Here is a 16,229-nt window from a genome sequence, read left to right on the forward strand (position 1 = left end):
TTTATACTTCAGGAGGAGATCGATGGAAAGAAACTGGAACGTAGGTACCAAGTATCTCAACGACAGAACCAGAGTGATAGTCATAGGTATAACTGGAAGGGAAGCCTCTCAGGTTGTAGCAGAGACGGAAGCACTCTATCCTGGGATAATAAAGGTGGGTGTAACTCCCGGAAAGGGTGGACAGGAGGTGGCGGGAGTTCCCGTTTTCAACACCGTTAAGGAGGCGCTTGAGTCCCCCGAAGGTAAGGATGTTAACACGGGACTCATATACGTTCCTCCCGCTTCAGTCAGGGACGCGGTGATAGAGCTCGTGGATGCCGGCATAAAGGTTATATACATAATCACTGAGCACGTTCCCATAAGAGACACCGTTTACTTCTACCACTACGCCAAGGAGAGGGGGGTTACGATAGTCGGTCCCACCTCCCTCGGATGTATAGTTCCGAGAATACCTGCGAGGATAGGAGCCATAGGTGGTAAGAACCCCTCGATAGCTTACAGAGACGGAGGGCTCGTAATACTCTCCAAATCGGGAGGTCTTACCACTACGACCGCTGAGATGTTCATGCGCAGGGGCTGGGGTGTTTATATGGCTTTAGCCCTTGGCGGAGATATTATATCCTGCACCACCTTTGCAGACGTTCTCGAGGAGATAAAGGACGACCCCAACGTTAAGGGCGTGATTATTCAGGGAGAGGTAGGAGGAACTTACGAGGAGCAAGCTGCGGAGACCATACTGAGGCTATACGAAGAGGGTAAGTGGAACATACCGGTTGCTGCTTTTGTAGCCGGTAGATTTCAAGAGAGCTTGGAGGGAGTTTCCTTTGGTCATGCTGGAGCTATAGTCGAGAGGGGTAAGGGTAAGGCAACGGACAAGATAAGACTCTTCAACGAGGTGGGGAAGAAGACTGGACTCGTAAAGGTCGCAGAGTTCTATCACGATCTCGTGAACTGCATAGAGGAGCTCGGAGTTGAGAGGGACTTCGAAGACTCAACGCCGGAAGGAAGGGTTCAACCCCTCTACTCCACGATAGACCCCGACACCTGTGAGTTCAAGGGTGATTGAAGATCGAATAAGGTGGAACGAGAGGTACAGAGCAGGTAGGGAGTCTGTCCTTCACACTACCCTCGTCCGCTTCTATCACCTCGCCTCCTCAGGCAGAGCCTTGGACGTTGCCTGTGGAACTGGGGAAACTTCGATATTTCTGGCGAAGAAAGGTTTTAAGGTTGACGCCTTTGACATATCGGACGTTGCCGTAAAGAGAGCGAGGAGGAAAGCAAAAGAGGAAGGCGTCAGGGTGAACTTCAAGATTTGCGAGGCGACCAAGTTTTCCTTCAAGCCGGAAACCTACGACCTCTTAATAAACTTCTACTTTTTAGAGAGGAGGATATTTCCGAAAATACTAAGGACATTGAAGAGGGGGGGACTTCTTATCTTTGAGACTTATAACCAAGAACACCTTGGAGTAAACCCAGAGTTCAATCCATCATACCTGCTGAGGAGGGGAGAACTCCTGGATAGCTTTAAAGGTCTGGAACTCATCTACTACTGCGAAGTTGCCAATATAACAACTTACGTGGGAAGGAAACACTAAAATATCCATCTCCTCTTTTTAGTCCTCTTCAACTCCTCTCTCAATGCTTCGTTCTCCTTGCTAAGTTTGGCAACCTCCGCCTCAAGCTCGGCTATCCTCCTGAGGGACTCCTTGAGTTCGTCGTTGGTTCTCTTGAACTCTAAAAAAGGAACAAAACCTTCCGAACTATTCTTACGATGAATATGCTGGAGATAGTATCTTACTGCCTCCTTTATTATTCCTGTTCTCGACTTTCCTTCCTCCCGGGCAACCCTGTCAAGCTCCTCAAGGAGGGAGGGTTCTATCCTGAGAGATATAACCCCCTTCATGGGTAGGAATTTTAACACAATTTTTGTATTACTTAACCTTTAGAGCCCTTCCATCACAAATAGTTACTATAACAATGTTTATAGATTTTGTATTACATTGTAGTGTTATAACATAATTGCGATTATATTAACAAATTTCCACCGAATTTGGTGAATTCTCTTGAAACGGAGTTAAACTTTAAACAGGGGGATTGATGAAACCAAAGGTGGGTATATTTAAGTTCTCTTCCTGTGACGGATGTCAGGCCATAATTTTAGATCTACCGTCTTTCTGGAAGTTCTGCGAGGTCAGGTACTGGCTTTTGGGAAAGACTAAGAGGGATTTAGAAGAAGTGGACATAGCCTTTGTGGAAGGATCTATATCAACTAAGGGAGAAGAGGATTTTATAAAGGAGGTTAGGGAGAAGTCCAGGGTCCTTGTTACGATAGGAGCATGTGCTACTTCGGGAGGTATTCAGGCTCTGAGAAATTTCGGAAGGTTCGAGGAGTTCAGATCGGTGTATCCCCATCCTGAGTTCATAGAGACTTTGGGGAAGTCCACGGCGATAAAGGAGCACGTAAATGTGGATTACGAGATCTTCGGGTGTCCTATAAATCCAGCGATCTTGGAGAACTTCATAAAGGCGTATCTCTTCAATAAGAGACCGATGATACCCGATTATCCTCTTTGCATGGAGTGTAAGCTCAGAGGGAACGTCTGTGTCATGGACGCTTACGGGATTCCATGTCTCGGGCCGGTTGTAAAATCCGGTTGCGGAGCTATCTGTCCTTCCTTCAGGAGGGGGTGCTATGGATGCTTCGGTCCCTGTAAAGATCCTAACATTTCCTCACTCGTCAGCTGGTTCAGGAATATGGGTTTGAGTGATGAGGATATAAGGCTACTTTTTGAGAACGAAAACGCCTATGCCGAGGAGTTCAGGAAGTTTCTGGAGGGTAGGGTTGGATGAGCTGAGGATAGATCCTCTTACGAGGGTAGAAGGTCTCGGAAGGGTAAAGCTATTTACCGAGAACGGCAAAATAAAGGACGTGAGACTTGAGATATTCGAACCCCCCCGCTTCTTCGAAAAACTTCTCGTTGGAAAAACACCGGATCAGGTTATCGACACCGTTGCCAGAATTTGCGGTCTCTGTCCCATAGCCTATCAGATGAGCGCCCTTGAGGCTTTTGAAAGCATCTTCGAGGTAACAGTTCCCGATCACATCAGGGATCTCAGGAGGGTGATTTACTGCGGGGAGTGGATATCGAGCCACTCCGCCCACGTCTTCTTTCTTCACCTTCCCGATTTCTACGGAAAGGATAGCTTCCTCGGACTTCCCAAAGATATCCTCGAGATGGGTCTTCGCCTGAGAGCAACGGGAAACAAGATATTAGAGATCCTCGGAGGTAGGCACATCCACCCCGTCAACCTCAGAGTGGGAGGCTTCTACAAACTCCCCTCTGAGAACAGGGTAGAGGAGATCATAGATCTTGTCGAGGGATCAATACCCTTGGCGGAGGAAGCCTTCGATCTCGTTCTCTCCTTAGATTTCCCTTCGGTGGATATCGACTACGAGTTTATATCTCTTGGAGGAACGGACCTTTACCCCTACACGGAGGGGAAGATAGTTTCCTCTAAGGGTTGGAGTGTAGAGAAGAGTGAATTCGAGAGTAAGTTCGAGGAGTATCAGCTTACCCACTCTACCGCTCTCTATTCAAAGATAAGGGAAGGAAGCTTCTACCTCGTGGGAGCGATGGCGAGGTTCAGGAACAACTTCCATCTCCTACCAAAAGAAATAAAGGAGAAGGTAGGGGAACCACCTAAGAATCCCTTTAAGAGCATAGTAGTGAGGGTTGCGGAGATACTTTACTCCCTGAAGGAGACAAAGAGACTCTTAGAAAGGGTTTATCTTAAGGAGCACTACGTTGATTGGAAGCCTAAGGAAGGGGAGGGTGTGGGTGTTACGGAGGCTCCGAGGGGTATCCTCTACCACAGGTACAGGGTAAACTCTGAGGGTAAAGTTCTCGAAGCCAATATAATACCGCCGACCTCCCAGAACCAGGGGATAGTGGAGAGGACGGTTTTGGAAACTCTCAAGACTTTAAAGAACGAGGATATGTTAAGTCTGAGCGAGAGAACGATAAGAACCTTCGATCCCTGTATATCCTGCGCATCTCACACGATAGAGATCTCAGAGCTCTCTGACCCCGAAGATGGGTTCAATCGTTGAGTATCTGAAAATTGGACCCTCCTTACATACGAAGGTATATCCGAACTGACAGTGTCCGCAGGTTCCTACGGCACACTTCATGTGTCTCTCCATCGAAAGGTATACGTTCTCTTTCTCAAAACCCAGCTCGAGCAACTTCTTAACCGTAAAGTACATCATGATCTCAGGTCCACACATCATACTGACGCTCCTTTCCGGATCTACCTTAACGAACTTAAAGAGCTCCGTAACAACACCCACGTGACCTATCCAGTTTTCATCGGGTCTGTCCACCGTAAGGAGCAGTTTAACCTTCTCCCTCCACTTCTCGTAATTGTCCCTGTATAGAAGACCGGAAGGTGTCTTCGCTCCTACAAGGAGGTAAACCTCTCCGTAATCTTCCCTCCTTTCCAAGATAAGCTCCACCACCGGTTTTATGTCCGCAAGACCGAGACCTCCCGCCACAAGAACGATATCGTATCCTTTATACTCCTCCACCGGGAAGTGGGATCCGTAGGGACCCCTCACGCCTATTACGTCCCCCTCTTCGAGCTTGAATAGATCTTCCGTAACCTCTCCGACGAGCCTTACCGTGTGCTCCAAGAGATCCTGTCTTATGGAACTAATAGATATAGGAACCTCCCCCTGTCCGAAAACGTAAAGCATGTTGAACTGCCCCGTTTTAAAGGGAGGGAAATCTTCCACCTCCAAGAGAAACCTTCTTGTGTTCTCGTTCTCGACAATAACCTTCCTTATAACGGCTTTCCTAAGTTTGAAAGGAGCTTCAATCGCCGACAACCCTCCTCACCTCCTCCGTTATGTCTATACCTACCGGACACCAAGCTATACACCTCCCGCACCCCACACACCCAAACTCCCCGAACTGCCCCACCCAGTAAGAGAACTTGTGCATTAGCCACTGTCTATATTTCGCCTTTACGCTCGCTCTTATGGGAACTCCGTGAATTGCGGAGAACTCGGTTCGAAAGCAGACGTCCCACCTCCTAATTCTCGAGGACTCGGAGCCGTCCATCTCTATATCATCTATAACCTCGTAGCAGAAGCAGGTGGGACACACCATCGTGCAGCTCCCGCAGGCGAGGCACCTTCTCGCCACCTCTTCCCACGCAGGATCTTCGAGCCTCTCAAGAAGCTTCTGAGGCAGTCCTTCGGTATTAACTCTCCTCTTTATCCTATCCTCAGCCTCCCCTATAAGCTTCCTTTCCTCTTTGAGATCCTCTTCCCTTGGCTCCCTTCCCTTCAACCTGTTCAGTAGTTCCTTCCCTCTTTCACTCCCGCTCCTCGCGAGGAAACCGTCCTTCAGCTCGGTTAAGGCTATGTCAAAACCCTCCTCTACGTAGGGACCCGTTCCCATCGAGGTGCAGAAGCAGGTGTCCGCAGGACTCGTACAGTTTATGGCAACTATGAAGACCTTCTCTCTGAGAGCTCTGTAGTGGACGTCGGGATGAGGATTTTTGTTTATGAAAACATTGTCAAGGATGTAAAGGGCTCTTAGATCGCATCCCCTGACGCCGATGAAAGCGTATCTCTCCTCTTCGAGCTCTATCTCCTGAGACAGGTCTGGTTTTATCTTAAGGAGCTTCCGATTCGTAGGATGAAGGAAGTGCTTGAGAGAGTTTGGTCCGTGGGTATAACCGAAAAATCTCCCATCACCTTCGACCTTAAAGGCTCTATACTTCCCCTCCTCCTGCTCCTCTACCACTCCCACGGCGAGGTCCTCCGGATTTTCTAATTCCTCGAAAAGGACAACACCGTCTCTGAACACCGGACCGATTACTCTATAGCCCCTGTCTTTAAGAAGCGAGATGAGAGAAAATATCTCAGATTTAGGTGTAGCCTTTATCATCGGACTCACCACACATCTCTCTCAGCTCCTCTATAAATTCCTTGATCATCTTAAGGTAGCTCTTATATCTTTCACAACTTACCTCTCCCCTTTTAACCGCTTCCTTTACTTCACAGCCCGGCTCCCTCGTGTGGGTGCAGTCGGGAAACCGGCACTCGTACCTCAGGAACTCCCTGAAGTAGTTCCTTATATCCCTCCTCCTTACGAACTGGAGAGGTTCCACCCTCGAGAATCCGGGGGTGTCTCCTATAAAAGAACCTCTCCCAAAGGGAAGAAGTCTAACACCCGTGGTGGTATGTCTTCCCCTTCCCGTTCTCTCACTCACCTCGCCCGTCCTCAGTTCTTCTCCAGTCAGCTCTTTAAGAATAGAGCTCTTACCAACTCCGGAAGGTCCCGCGAGGATACATATCCTACCTTCCACGAGATCCTTTATCTTCTCGAGTCCTTCTCCTGTCTTAGCGCTCACCAGAACCACGTCGTAACCCGCTTCCAGGTATATGTCTCTCCAACCCTCAAGCTCCTTCTTCCCTTCCTCGTCCAACAGATCCACCTTGTTGAAGACTATCACAGGATCGCACCCGACGTGGTCATACACAACGAGCAAAGAGTCGAGGAGGTAGTTATCGAAGTCCGGATTCCTGATGGTCATGACGCATATAACCCTGTCGACGTTAGCTATGGGAGGTCTTATTAGGACGTTCCTCCTCTCCTCCACCCTCTCTATGGCAAAGGTGTTCTCGTCCACTATATTCCCCCAGACGTAGTCGCCAGCGTAAATCCTCGTCTTAGCTTTGACCTTTCCCCTCGGAATACCTCTTAAAACCCTATCCTCTTCAAAGACGTAAACACCTATGAGTTGCGCCTCCCTATCTACGACGAGACCTCTTCTCATAAGGTTACGAGCTCCAGATCTATTTCGGAGAGAGGTTCTCCCCTTCCGTCTATAACCGCAACGATATTCTCCAACCTCACGCCGAACTTTCCCGGCAGGTAGATCCCTGGCTCAACGGTGAAGACCATACCCTCCTCTATAACCCTCTCCGCGTCTTCCCCCTTGTAGTAAACCCTCGGGTACTCGTGGATCTCAATACCTATCCCGTGCCCGGTGGAGTGGTTGAAGTACTTGCCGAGCCTCTTCTTCTTGATATAATTCCTCGCCTCCCTGTCCACATCTCCTATCTTGTTTCCTACTCTCACCTTATCCAAGGCGAAGAGGTGTGCGTCCCGGACTATGTTGTATACCTTTACGAACTCTTCGGTAGGCTTACCTATGTAAATTGTCCTGGTAAAGTCGGTGCAGTAGCCCTTCCACATGAGCCCCATGTCTATGAGGAGCGGAGAGTTAGCCTCTATCTTATTGTTTGAGGTCTCCCAGTGAGGCACCGCGGATGCTTTACCCGAAGCAACTATGGCAGGAAAGCTCTCCCCCGTGGAACCGTTCTCGAAGATCCTGCTAACTATGAAGCCCCTAACTTCTAACTCCGTAAGCCCCGGTCTCACGAACTCGAGCAGTTCCCTGTATATTCGATCGCTCCTCTTTACACCTTCTTTCATTACGTCTATCTCTCTTTTGGTTTTCACAACCCTGATATCTTTTAAGAATCCTGAGAAACCTACCCACTTTATCCTTGTGCTTCTGAGTGCCTTTCTGAATTCACAGCTGACTCGGTCGCTCTCGTAGCCTACCCTTTTGACTCCTAAGTCTCTTAGGAACCTCTTGATAAACCTCAGAGCTCTGCCCTCTATAAGAACAACGTCCCAGCCCTTTAGTTCCTCCTTGGCCCTCTCGTAATATCTTCCATCCGTGAGAAGGTGCTTCGAGTTGGGAGTCAGTATAACGTAGGCGTGGGTGGATCTGAAACCGGACAGGTAGAAAACGTTAGCCTGAGAGGAGAAGAGGAAGGCGTCGAGATCCTTCTGTGTTATGAGCTTTTGAACCTCTTTTAGTTTCATCTCACTTATCTGACACTTTTTTCTTTTTCGTATGGCTCTGTGAGGAAGGCCGAGAATAATCCCATAAGCAGAAGGGTAAACGTAAATAACAATACAACAAGCTCAGGACTCATCCTTTCCTCCTCTTTTGTAGAAAGTAAACTCCGAACAAGAAGAATGCAACTACACCTAAGGCGCCTGTAAAGACAGGTTTAAGATTCAGCTTTTCCTGATGTACTGAAGAGTATAATCTCACTTCTCTCTCCTCTCCCTCGACGGGGGGATCCCCAGCATCTCCCTGTACTTGGTTACCGTTCTCCTCGCCACGCTGTAGCCCATGCTCTTCAGGAGCCTTGCTATCTCGTCATCGCTTAAAGGTTTTCTTCTGTCCTCCTTTCCGACGATTTCCTTTATCTTCCTCATAAGCTCCTCCTGGGAAACTCCACCTGCCGTTTCCCTCACGAAGAAGAACCTGAAGGGGTAGGTTCCCTGTGGGGTCTTGACGTACTTGGAGTTTATCAACCTGCTTACCGTTGATTCGCTTATTTCAAGCTTTCTGGCTACATCCTTTACCATTAGGGTTTTGAGGCTTCCCTCCCCTTTGAGAAACTCAGCCTGAACCTCTATTATCTCGTCGAGTATCTTCTTAAGGTTTTCTCTCCTTATGGAGAGAATCTTTCTGAAGTTTTCAAACCTCTCCATGTACTCCTTCAGAAACTCTCTGGCTTCCCCCTTCACCTTCTTTGCTAATTCGAAGTAGGACCTGCTCGGCTTTATATCTATCAGTTCCTCGTAAACGTATCCAACGAGCTCTCCATCGTCAAGCTCTATGACAGCGTCCACCTTCGAAACCTTAGATATGGGGATTTCTTCCTCTATAGGTGATGTTCTAAGATGGGAAAGCTTCAGGCGCGCCTCTTCGCTTATGCTCCTACCTTCGAGAGCCCTCTCCAGTTCCTTCAGGAGTTCAGGTTCCTCCGGATATAGATCCCTCACCTGAACTTCGAAGAACTCTCTTATATCCTTCGAGCATATCCCGATCGGTTCGAGCTCCGTTATGAATCTCCTTATGTCCTCGACATACTCCTCCGACACTCCGAACCTATCTGCCACATTGCCTGTGTCCCCACGGTAGAACCCTCTTTCGTCTATCTCCGAGAGAAGGTGCAGGGCTATGTCCAGATCGACACCTTCCAACTCAGCCCTCAGATTCTTCATTAGGGTGTCCAAGGAATGAGGTTTGTAGCTTGGTTCGGGGACCTTTCTCTCTTCAAAGAGAGTCCTTGCCTTTTCCGAAATAACGATCTCCTCCAAGAAAGGGTTAGACTCCTTCTCTTCCTTAAGGATCTGCTCGAGTTCCTGAACGGGATAGAGGAGTATCTCTACCTGATTTTTAAGAAGGAGGTTTAGGTTGAGTTTTACCTTTAATCTGAGGTCCTGTCTCAGCATCATCTCTTAAACTCTTCCGGAACACCGAAGTTGTCTCTGATCTGACCCTCACCTAAGATTATGAACTTCGGGATCGTGAGCTCCTCTAAAGCCATCGGACCCCTCGCGTGGATCTTGTCGGTGGATATGCCCATCTCCGCTCCCAATCCGAACTCATTCCCGTCGGTGAACCTCGTGGAAGCGTTCACGTAAACGGCCGCCGAGTCCACCTCTCTGAGAAACTTCATAGCCCTCGAGTAGTCCTCAGTAATTATCCCGTCCGAGTGTTTCGAGCCGTACTTCTCTATGAAGGCTATCGCTTCGTCCACGTCTTCGACAACCTTAACCGCGAGGATGAGATCCAAGAACTCCTCGTAGTAATCCTCCTCCGTTGCGGGGATAGCCTTCACGAAGGAAAGCTGGGGATCCGACTTTATAATCTCAAGGCTCTCCTCGTCGCACCTGAGCTCCACACCTGCCTTTCCAAGATAGTAAGCCATCTTCGGGAAAAACTCTTCCAGGATCTTCCTGTTTATCACGAGGTTTTCTATAGCGTTGCAGACCGAAGGTCTCTGAACCTTGGCGTTATAAACGATGTCGTAAGCCTTTTCAAGGTCAGCTCTGTCGTCCACGTATATGTTGCACACGCCCTTGTAGTGCTTTATAACGGGAACCTTCGCGTGCTCCGCAACCGCCCTGATGAGGCTCTCTCCTCCCCTCGGAATAGCCACGTCCACCTTTCCCTCCATCTTCAGGATCTCCCACACTATCTCCCTCTCTGTCCTGTCTATGAACTGGATCGCCTCCTCCGGAAACCCCGTTTCCCTGCAGGCTTCCTTGAGGATCTCAACGAGGGCTCTGTTAGAATTCACCGCCTCCTTACCGCCCCTGAGGACGACCGCGTTGGAAGACTTCATACAGAGGGAAGCAGCTTCTACGGTTACGTTGGGTCTCGACTCGTAAACGATAAATATCACTCCTAAGGGGACCCTCATCCTCCCCACCTTCAGTCCGTTGGGAAGGTTCCACATCTTTATCACTTCACCCACCGGGTCAGGAAGGCTCGCCACGTCCCTGAGAACTTTTATCATTCCGTCTATCCTCTTGTCGTTGAGGACGAGCCTGTCTATGACGGCGGGCTTGAGCCCGATCTCCTTTGCGTACTCTATGTCCTTTTTGTTTTCTTCCTTTATGTAATCCCTTCTCTCGTCGAGGAGCTCTGCAGCTCTCAAGAGGGTTCTGTTCTTTACATCGGTTTTCAGAGACATGAGAGCCCTAAGAACGTTCCTCGCTCTCTCTACCTTCTCTTCAGCGTAGCTTCTTATCTCCTCGGAAACTCCTTCCATACTCTACCTCCTGTTTTAGCTTAATTCTACATTCGGAGTGAGACTCCTTCAAGGAGGACGATCTCATAAAATGTGTTAAAATACTCTGCTCAGTTCAAGGAGGAAAGGAGATGAGAGTCAAAGGACCCTCTTCGAGGAAGCACAAAAAGAAGATACTGAAGCTCGCCAAGGGCTACAGGGGAATGAGACACACCTCTTACAGGAGGGCTAAGGAAGCGGTAATGAGAGCCCTCTACTACGAGTACAGGGATAGGAGACTGAGGAAGAGGGAGTTCAGGAGGTTATGGATTGCGAGGATAAACGCCGCCGTGAGACCCTACGGACTCTCCTACAGCAGGTTCATGAACGGTCTTAAAAAGGCGGGGATAGAGCTCGACAGAAAGGTTCTCGCCGACATGGCGGTGAGAGATCCAGAAGCCTTCTCCCAAATAGTAGAAAAGGCTAAGTCTGCCCTCGCCTGATATGAGCGACCTTGAGGCATTAAAGGCAGAGGCTCTCAGAGAGATAAATTCTGCGAAAGATCTCAGAGAACTTCAAGAGGTTCGCTCCAAGTATCTGGGAAGGAAGGGATTTATAACCGAGGCTCTCAAGAGGATAAGAGAAATACCCCCTGAGGAAAGGAGAGATTATGGGAGAAAGGTAAACGAGATAAAGGAGCTTCTGGAAGAGACGCTGTCCAGTAAGGAGAGGGAGTTAGAGAGAAAGGAGCTCGAGAAGAAGCTCGCTGGTGAGTGGAAGGATCTCACCGTTCCCCTTAGCAACACCGTCGGACATCTTCATCCGATCACTATAACCTTGGAGAGAATAGTTACGATCTTCAGGGGAATAGGCTTTACCGTCGAGGAGGGACCCGAGGTAGAGCTCGAAGACTACAACTTCGATAAGCTGAACATCCCTCCCGATCATCCTGCTAGGGAGATGCAGGACACCTTCTACGTGAACAGACCCGGCTACCTTCTCAGAACCCACACCTCTCCGGTTCAGATCAGGACCATGCTCAAGCAGAAACCTCCCATACAGATGATAGCTCCGGGAAAGGTTTACAGGAGGGACGACGACCCCACCCACTCACCCATGTTCCATCAGGTTGAGGGTCTCGTGGTGAACGAGTACGCCAACTTCAGGCACATGAAGTACGTTATAGAGGAGTTCCTGAGGGAGTTCTTCCAGACGGATCTCCCGGTGAGATTCAGAACCTCCTACTTCCCCTTCACCGAGCCTTCCGCGGAGGTAGATATAGGTTGTGTGATATGCAATCAGGAGGGGTGCAGGGTTTGCAAGGAGACAGGCTGGCTCGAGGTGATGGGATGCGGTATGGTCCACCCCCAAGTTCTTGAGAACTGTGGAATAGACACAGATCTATATCAGGGCTTCGCCTTCGGTATGGGCGTTGAGAGGCTCGCGATGCTCCTCTTCGGGATAGACAACATAAAGCTCTTCTACGAGAACGATATAAGGTTCATCAGGCAGTTTTGACCGCTGTCATTATGTAAACCGCCTTGAAAAATCTCTTCTCCACCGTCTGTACCTGAAAGCCGTGTTTTGAGAGGAGCTCTATAACCTCGTCGGTGCTCAGGCTCTCTTCTACAGAGTGGATGAAGAAGTTCCACTTCTCTCTTCCAAAGATAAGAAGTCCGAAGGGCAGGAGGAGAGTTTTCATAAAAAATAGGATCATCCCCGTTCCCCGGAACTTTCCTATATCTATTATCCCTATCCTACCCTCAGGCTTCAGGACTCTATTCGCCTCTTCTAAAAAAGCCTCCCTATCCTGCAGGTGTCTGAACACCAAGGAGAGAGATATTCTCGAGAAAATACTCTCCTTGAAGGGAAGACTCTCGCCCAGGGCTACTACAAAGTGGCATCCGGGACACTTTCCCTTAGCAACTTCTAACATCCCCAAAGCTGGGTCTATACCTATCCTGAGCCCTTTGTAGTCGTCTCCGAGTTTTTTGAGTATCTCTCCCGTTCCAGTTCCTATGTCGAGCCAGTTTCCTTCCTTCCCGAGAGTGTCTATGAGATCCCTTTGCCATGTGTGGATCTGTCCGGCTGTAGCTAAGCCAAGGAACCTGTCGTAGATCCTCCCTATCTGGGAGAAGATGTCGGCAACCGTTCTGTAGTTCATGAAAGGAAATTTTAACCTTTCAGACTTGACAGGAGGGAGGGGAACTCCCAAGATATACCTATAGGGGGTATAGGTATGAGAGGTTACGTATGTCCCACCTGCGGTTGTTCTCTCATAAGGCTGGGAATTTCCATCGACAGGGCTCCCTCCAAGGTGGTGGACGGGAGGGAACTCTACTTCTGCTGTAAGGAGTGTATGGATATGTTTCTCAGAGATCCAAGTAGATACCTCGCCGAGTGGAAGGATATCTTTGTCTGTCCTGTCTGTCTTGCAGAGAAACCTAAAAGTATGGGAGTAAAGTTTGAGTGGGAGGGAGAAGAGATCCTCTTCTGCAGGTGTCCCCACTGCCGGGAGGAGTTCAGGAGAAAACCGGATTACTACCTTAGAAGGCTCGAAGGCAAGGAGCCTTACGAGGGTGTCTTTGGTAAAGACTTCTGCTGTGGTTAAGGAGGTGTGTTATGGAAAAGTGTGACGTCTATCTCTCTGAGGAGAGCGCAAAAGAGCTGATAGGGAGACTCTCGAGGATCGAGGGTCAGGTGAGAGGTCTGAGAAGAATGATAGAGGAGAGGAGAAGCTGTGATGAGATCCTGATCCAGATCTCGGCGGTCAAGTCCGCGCTTGGCGGTGTTGCCGTGAAGCTCCTTGAGGATCACGTTCAGTCCTGCGTGAAGCCGAGTGTTGAAGCGGGAGACCTAAAGGCTTTGGAGGATTTTTTAGATGCGGTTAAGAAGCTGATAAAGGGAGGTTGCTGATATGAGGGAGGCTATCGGAAGCATCGTTGGAACTATCGCATCGCTTTTTGCAGCCTCCTGTTGTATAGCTCCGACCCTCTTCGTGGTCTTCGGCGTATCCGCAGGAGGGCTCGGTTTCCTCCAGTCTCTGGAACCTTACAGGTGGTACTTCTTAGCGGTAGGATATATAGCCATCGGCTACTCCCTCCACAACCTCTACCTCAAGAGCTGGATAAAGGAGAAGATCTTCAAGAAACCGGCAGTTGAGTGTGCCTGTGAGGAGCCGAGCTGGACGAGAAAGCTGAGCAAGGGAATAACGTGGACTGCCCTCGTTCTTCTGGTCTTTGCCACCTTCTACCCTTACGTTCTTACGAAAATTTACGGAGGTTAGAGCTATGAGGAAGTTGCTTCTGTCTCTATTCGTCCTTGTAGGTTTTACCTTTGCAGAGAAGGTTCTCGTGATCGACGTCGAAGGCATGACCTGTGAGATGTGCACCATAGCGGTTAAAAAGGCTATCTCTCAGGTGAAAGGCGTCAAGTGGGTCAAGACTTCCCTGAAGAACCGTATAGCGGTCGTGGTGACCGAGGACTACGTGAAGGAGGAGAGCGTGCTAAGAGCTATTTCTAACGCCGGGAACTACAAGGGGAAGATCATAGGCGAAGCCGAGTTTTAGGGAGGTGGATCATGATAAGGCTGAAGATAACCGGTATGACCTGCGAGCACTGCGCTCAGACAGTCAAGAGAGCTTTGGAAAATGTCGAAGGTGTGAAGGAGGCGAAGGTTTACTTCCCCCAGGGCTACGCCGAGATTGAGACGGAAGATGAGGTTTCTGTTGATGAGCTTATAGAGGCTGTCAGGAGATCGGGCTACGGGGCGGAGGAGATAAGGGAGTCTCCCGAGGTTTACATTCCAAAGGAGGGTATCTATGACCTCTTTATCCTCGGAGGAGGTTCCGCCGGATTTGCTGCCGCTATAAAGGCTTCGGACTTAGGGGCAAAGGTTCTGATAACAGAGGACAACATAATAGGTGGAACGTGCCTGAACAGGGGCTGTATACCATCCAAGTATCTTATAGACGTAGCCAACACCTTTTACACACCGATTAAGAACCCCTTTCCCGGTGTGGAGCTCGAGGAGGGAAGGATAGATATAAAGAAAGTGATAGAGGCTAAGGAGGAGCTCTTAGAGGAGCTCAGGAAGGAGAAGTACTGGAACGTCCTGGACGCTTATCCGCAGATAGATTACAGGGACTGCAGGGGGAGGTTTCTCGGGGAAGGAAAGGCTTTAGTAGGCAAGGAGGAGGTAAGTTTCGGAAAGGCTGTGATAACTACGGGATCGAGACCTGGGATACCCCCTATCAAGAACCTCCACAAGGTCAGATACTACACGAGCGACGATATATTCAACATAGACCATGTCCCAGAGCATTTGATAGTTATCGGGGGAGGCGCGATAGGTCTCGAGCTCGGGCAGGCTTTCCTGAGAATGGGAAGCGATGTGACTATAGTAGAGGCTCTCCCTGAGATAGCCATGGGAGAGGAACCTGAACTGAGAACGAGACTCAGGGAACTTCTTGAAAAAGAAGGTATGAGCATACTTACGGATGCAACCGTTTCCGAGGTCAAAGAGGAGGGAGATGAGATAGTTCTTGAGGTGGAACATAAGGGCGAGAGGAAGGTTATAAGGGGTACCGACCTCTTGGTGGCTACCGGCAGGACTCCGAACACGAGGGACATAGGCTTAGAGGTGATTGGTGTCAGGACGGACTCGAGGGGCTTCGTAGAGACGAACGAGTTTATGCAGACTTCCAATCCGAACATCTACGCCGCGGGCGACTGTGCGGGAAAGATGATGCTCGTTACCGTTGCCGCAATGGAAGGGGGTATAGCGGCGGAAAACGCTCTTCTGGGAAACAGGAGGAAAATGGACTACCTCTCGGTCCCCCACGCCATATTCACGGATCCAGAACTCGCAGGTGTGGGGTTGAAGGAGAGGGATGCTAAGGAGAAGGGTATCGATGTGGACGTGAGGATCCTGGAGTTTTCGAAGGTTCCCAGAGCTGCTCTGAGTTTCAGAACGGAGGGCTTGATCAAGATGATAGTGGAGAGGGAGAGTGAGAAGATACTCGGAGTTCACATACTGGCACCCCATGGAGCTGAGCTCATTCACAAGGCTGTGCTCCTCGTGAAGTACGGAGTGACCCTCGACGAAGTTATACAGACGGTAGACGTCTATCCTACTCTTTCCGAGTCTATAAAGCTCTGTGCCCAGACCTTTAAAAAGGACGTTTCTAAGCTCTCCTGCTGCGCGGAGTGAAGGGAACGAACTCGTGCTCGTCCACAGTCCTCCAGAGCTCCGATTCGATGATAAGCTCGTGAAACTTCACTCTCTCCGTAATAACGCCGAAGGCGTTGCTCTTTAGATAAACCTCCGTCCTTCTCAAGAAGGGGATCCTCTTCCCGTCGTTTTCTACACCCGTTAGCCTGTATATCCCCTCGATGCTCGGCTCACCCCTGTACCTTACCCTTCTTAGCCTACCTCGATCTGCTCCCGGTCAGGTCTATCTCCCCTTCTTCCCTGTAATTTCTATAGTCCCTTACCCCTACACTTACGGAGTGTACCCACTTCATGGTTCTCAGGAGCCTACCGTTCTCGATCATGTATATGAGGTTCTTAAAGACCTTAGAGAAGCCTTCCATATGGCAAAGGTAA

At 49.5% G+C, this 16,229-nt stretch carries 21 protein-coding genes; 11 read left to right on the plus strand and 10 right to left on the minus strand.

Annotation, left to right across the window (positions count from 1 at the left end):
• The first annotated feature begins 22 nt into the window (after nucleotides 1–22).
• Nucleotides 23–1,066: a succinate--CoA ligase subunit alpha gene (locus ACZ483_RS02140; RefSeq protein WP_464324528.1), complete on the plus strand. Its 1,044-nt coding sequence runs from the start codon at nucleotides 23–25 to the stop codon at nucleotides 1,064–1,066.
• Entirely contained in the window at nucleotides 1,059–1,595 is a 537-nt protein-coding gene (locus tag ACZ483_RS02145) for a class I SAM-dependent methyltransferase (RefSeq protein WP_464324529.1), read from the plus strand. The genes ACZ483_RS02140 and ACZ483_RS02145 overlap by 8 nt, the downstream gene beginning before the upstream one ends.
• Here ACZ483_RS02145 and ACZ483_RS02150 read toward each other — a convergent pair.
• Nucleotides 1,592–1,903, minus strand: a complete 312-nt coding sequence (locus tag ACZ483_RS02150; protein WP_464324530.1) for a ribbon-helix-helix protein, CopG family — start codon at nucleotides 1,901–1,903, stop codon at nucleotides 1,592–1,594. The two genes, ACZ483_RS02145 and ACZ483_RS02150, sit on opposite strands and share 4 nt — an antisense overlap.
• Before the next feature lie 194 nt (nucleotides 1,904–2,097).
• Here ACZ483_RS02150 and ACZ483_RS02155 point away from each other — a divergent pair, with 194 nt between their 5' ends.
• Complete coding sequence (locus ACZ483_RS02155) at nucleotides 2,098–2,850, plus strand: NADH-quinone oxidoreductase subunit B family protein (RefSeq protein ID WP_464324531.1); 753 nt, start codon at nucleotides 2,098–2,100, stop codon at nucleotides 2,848–2,850.
• A complete protein-coding gene (locus tag ACZ483_RS02160) occupies nucleotides 2,843–4,111 on the plus strand; it encodes a Ni/Fe hydrogenase subunit alpha (RefSeq protein ID WP_464324532.1) in 1,269 nt (422 codons plus the stop codon). The genes ACZ483_RS02155 and ACZ483_RS02160 overlap by 8 nt, the downstream gene beginning before the upstream one ends.
• Here the strand turns inward: ACZ483_RS02160 and ACZ483_RS02165 are convergent.
• From ACZ483_RS02165 to ACZ483_RS02190, 6 genes are all read right to left on the minus strand, one after another.
• Nucleotides 4,073–4,888 carry an FAD/NAD(P)-binding protein gene (locus ACZ483_RS02165; RefSeq protein ID WP_464324533.1) on the minus strand — a complete coding sequence of 272 codons (816 nt, stop codon included), beginning with the start codon at nucleotides 4,886–4,888 and terminating at the stop codon, nucleotides 4,073–4,075. The genes ACZ483_RS02160 and ACZ483_RS02165 overlap by 39 nt on opposite strands.
• Nucleotides 4,875–5,957 (minus strand): 4Fe-4S dicluster domain-containing protein, encoded by a 1,083-nt coding sequence (locus tag ACZ483_RS02170; protein ID WP_464325163.1) that lies wholly within the window; start codon nucleotides 5,955–5,957, stop codon nucleotides 4,875–4,877. Before ACZ483_RS02170 ends, ACZ483_RS02165 begins: the two co-directional genes overlap by 14 nt.
• Complete coding sequence (rsgA, locus tag ACZ483_RS02175) at nucleotides 5,938–6,849, minus strand: ribosome small subunit-dependent GTPase A (RefSeq protein WP_464324534.1); 912 nt, start codon at nucleotides 6,847–6,849, stop codon at nucleotides 5,938–5,940. Before rsgA ends, ACZ483_RS02170 begins: the two co-directional genes overlap by 20 nt.
• The gene (locus ACZ483_RS02180) at nucleotides 6,846–7,910 is read right to left on the minus strand and encodes a M24 family metallopeptidase (RefSeq protein ID WP_464324535.1); all 1,065 of its coding nucleotides are present in this window, start codon (nucleotides 7,908–7,910) and stop codon (nucleotides 6,846–6,848) included. The genes rsgA and ACZ483_RS02180 overlap by 4 nt, the downstream gene beginning before the upstream one ends.
• Nucleotides 7,911–8,141: 231 nt before the next feature.
• Complete coding sequence (locus ACZ483_RS02185) at nucleotides 8,142–9,341, minus strand: RNA polymerase factor sigma-54 (RefSeq protein ID WP_464324536.1); 1,200 nt, start codon at nucleotides 9,339–9,341, stop codon at nucleotides 8,142–8,144.
• Complete coding sequence (locus tag ACZ483_RS02190) at nucleotides 9,338–10,642, minus strand: glutamate-5-semialdehyde dehydrogenase (RefSeq protein WP_464325164.1); 1,305 nt, start codon at nucleotides 10,640–10,642, stop codon at nucleotides 9,338–9,340. The genes ACZ483_RS02185 and ACZ483_RS02190 overlap by 4 nt, the downstream gene beginning before the upstream one ends.
• Nucleotides 10,643–10,773: 131 nt before the next feature.
• Here ACZ483_RS02190 and rplT point away from each other — a divergent pair, with 131 nt between their 5' ends.
• Nucleotides 10,774–11,124: a 50S ribosomal protein L20 gene (rplT, locus tag ACZ483_RS02195; RefSeq protein ID WP_464324537.1), complete on the plus strand. Its 351-nt coding sequence runs from the start codon at nucleotides 10,774–10,776 to the stop codon at nucleotides 11,122–11,124.
• Nucleotide 11,125: 1 nt separating this feature from the next.
• Nucleotides 11,126–12,139 (plus strand): phenylalanine--tRNA ligase subunit alpha, encoded by a 1,014-nt coding sequence (gene pheS / locus ACZ483_RS02200; RefSeq protein ID WP_464324538.1) that lies wholly within the window; start codon nucleotides 11,126–11,128, stop codon nucleotides 12,137–12,139.
• On the opposite strand, the gene ACZ483_RS02205 is transcribed toward pheS, so the two are convergent.
• Complete coding sequence (locus tag ACZ483_RS02205; RefSeq protein ID WP_464324539.1) at nucleotides 12,126–12,785, minus strand: methyltransferase domain-containing protein; 660 nt, start codon at nucleotides 12,783–12,785, stop codon at nucleotides 12,126–12,128. The genes pheS and ACZ483_RS02205 overlap by 14 nt on opposite strands.
• A 75-nt stretch (nucleotides 12,786–12,860) precedes the next feature.
• Here ACZ483_RS02205 and ACZ483_RS02210 point away from each other — a divergent pair, with 75 nt between their 5' ends.
• The 5 genes from ACZ483_RS02210 to merA are packed head-to-tail and all read left to right on the plus strand — an operon-like array spanning nucleotide 12,861 to nucleotide 15,833.
• Complete coding sequence (locus ACZ483_RS02210) at nucleotides 12,861–13,232, plus strand: YHS domain-containing protein (protein ID WP_464324540.1); 372 nt, start codon at nucleotides 12,861–12,863, stop codon at nucleotides 13,230–13,232.
• A gap of 11 nt (nucleotides 13,233–13,243) precedes the next feature.
• Entirely contained in the window at nucleotides 13,244–13,537 is a 294-nt protein-coding gene (locus ACZ483_RS02215; RefSeq protein WP_464324541.1) for a metal-sensitive transcriptional regulator, read from the plus strand.
• Between the two features lies 1 nt (nucleotide 13,538).
• Complete coding sequence (locus ACZ483_RS02220; protein ID WP_464324542.1) at nucleotides 13,539–13,907, plus strand: mercuric transporter MerT family protein; 369 nt, start codon at nucleotides 13,539–13,541, stop codon at nucleotides 13,905–13,907.
• Between the two features lie 4 nt (nucleotides 13,908–13,911).
• Complete coding sequence (locus tag ACZ483_RS02225) at nucleotides 13,912–14,190, plus strand: heavy-metal-associated domain-containing protein (protein ID WP_464324543.1); 279 nt, start codon at nucleotides 13,912–13,914, stop codon at nucleotides 14,188–14,190.
• 11 nt (nucleotides 14,191–14,201) lie between these two features.
• Entirely contained in the window at nucleotides 14,202–15,833 is a 1,632-nt protein-coding gene (merA, locus tag ACZ483_RS02230) for a mercury(II) reductase (protein WP_464324544.1), read from the plus strand.
• Here the strand turns inward: merA and ACZ483_RS02235 are convergent.
• Nucleotides 15,808–15,960 carry a hypothetical protein gene (locus ACZ483_RS02235; protein WP_464324545.1) on the minus strand — a complete coding sequence of 51 codons (153 nt, stop codon included), beginning with the start codon at nucleotides 15,958–15,960 and terminating at the stop codon, nucleotides 15,808–15,810. The two genes, merA and ACZ483_RS02235, sit on opposite strands and share 26 nt — an antisense overlap.
• Nucleotides 15,961–16,051: 91 nt before the next feature.
• Complete coding sequence (locus ACZ483_RS02240; RefSeq protein WP_464324546.1) at nucleotides 16,052–16,216, minus strand: hypothetical protein; 165 nt, start codon at nucleotides 16,214–16,216, stop codon at nucleotides 16,052–16,054.
• Between the last annotated feature and the right edge of the window lie 13 nt (nucleotides 16,217–16,229).

It is taken from the genome of Hydrogenivirga okinawensis (assembly GCF_055385515.1).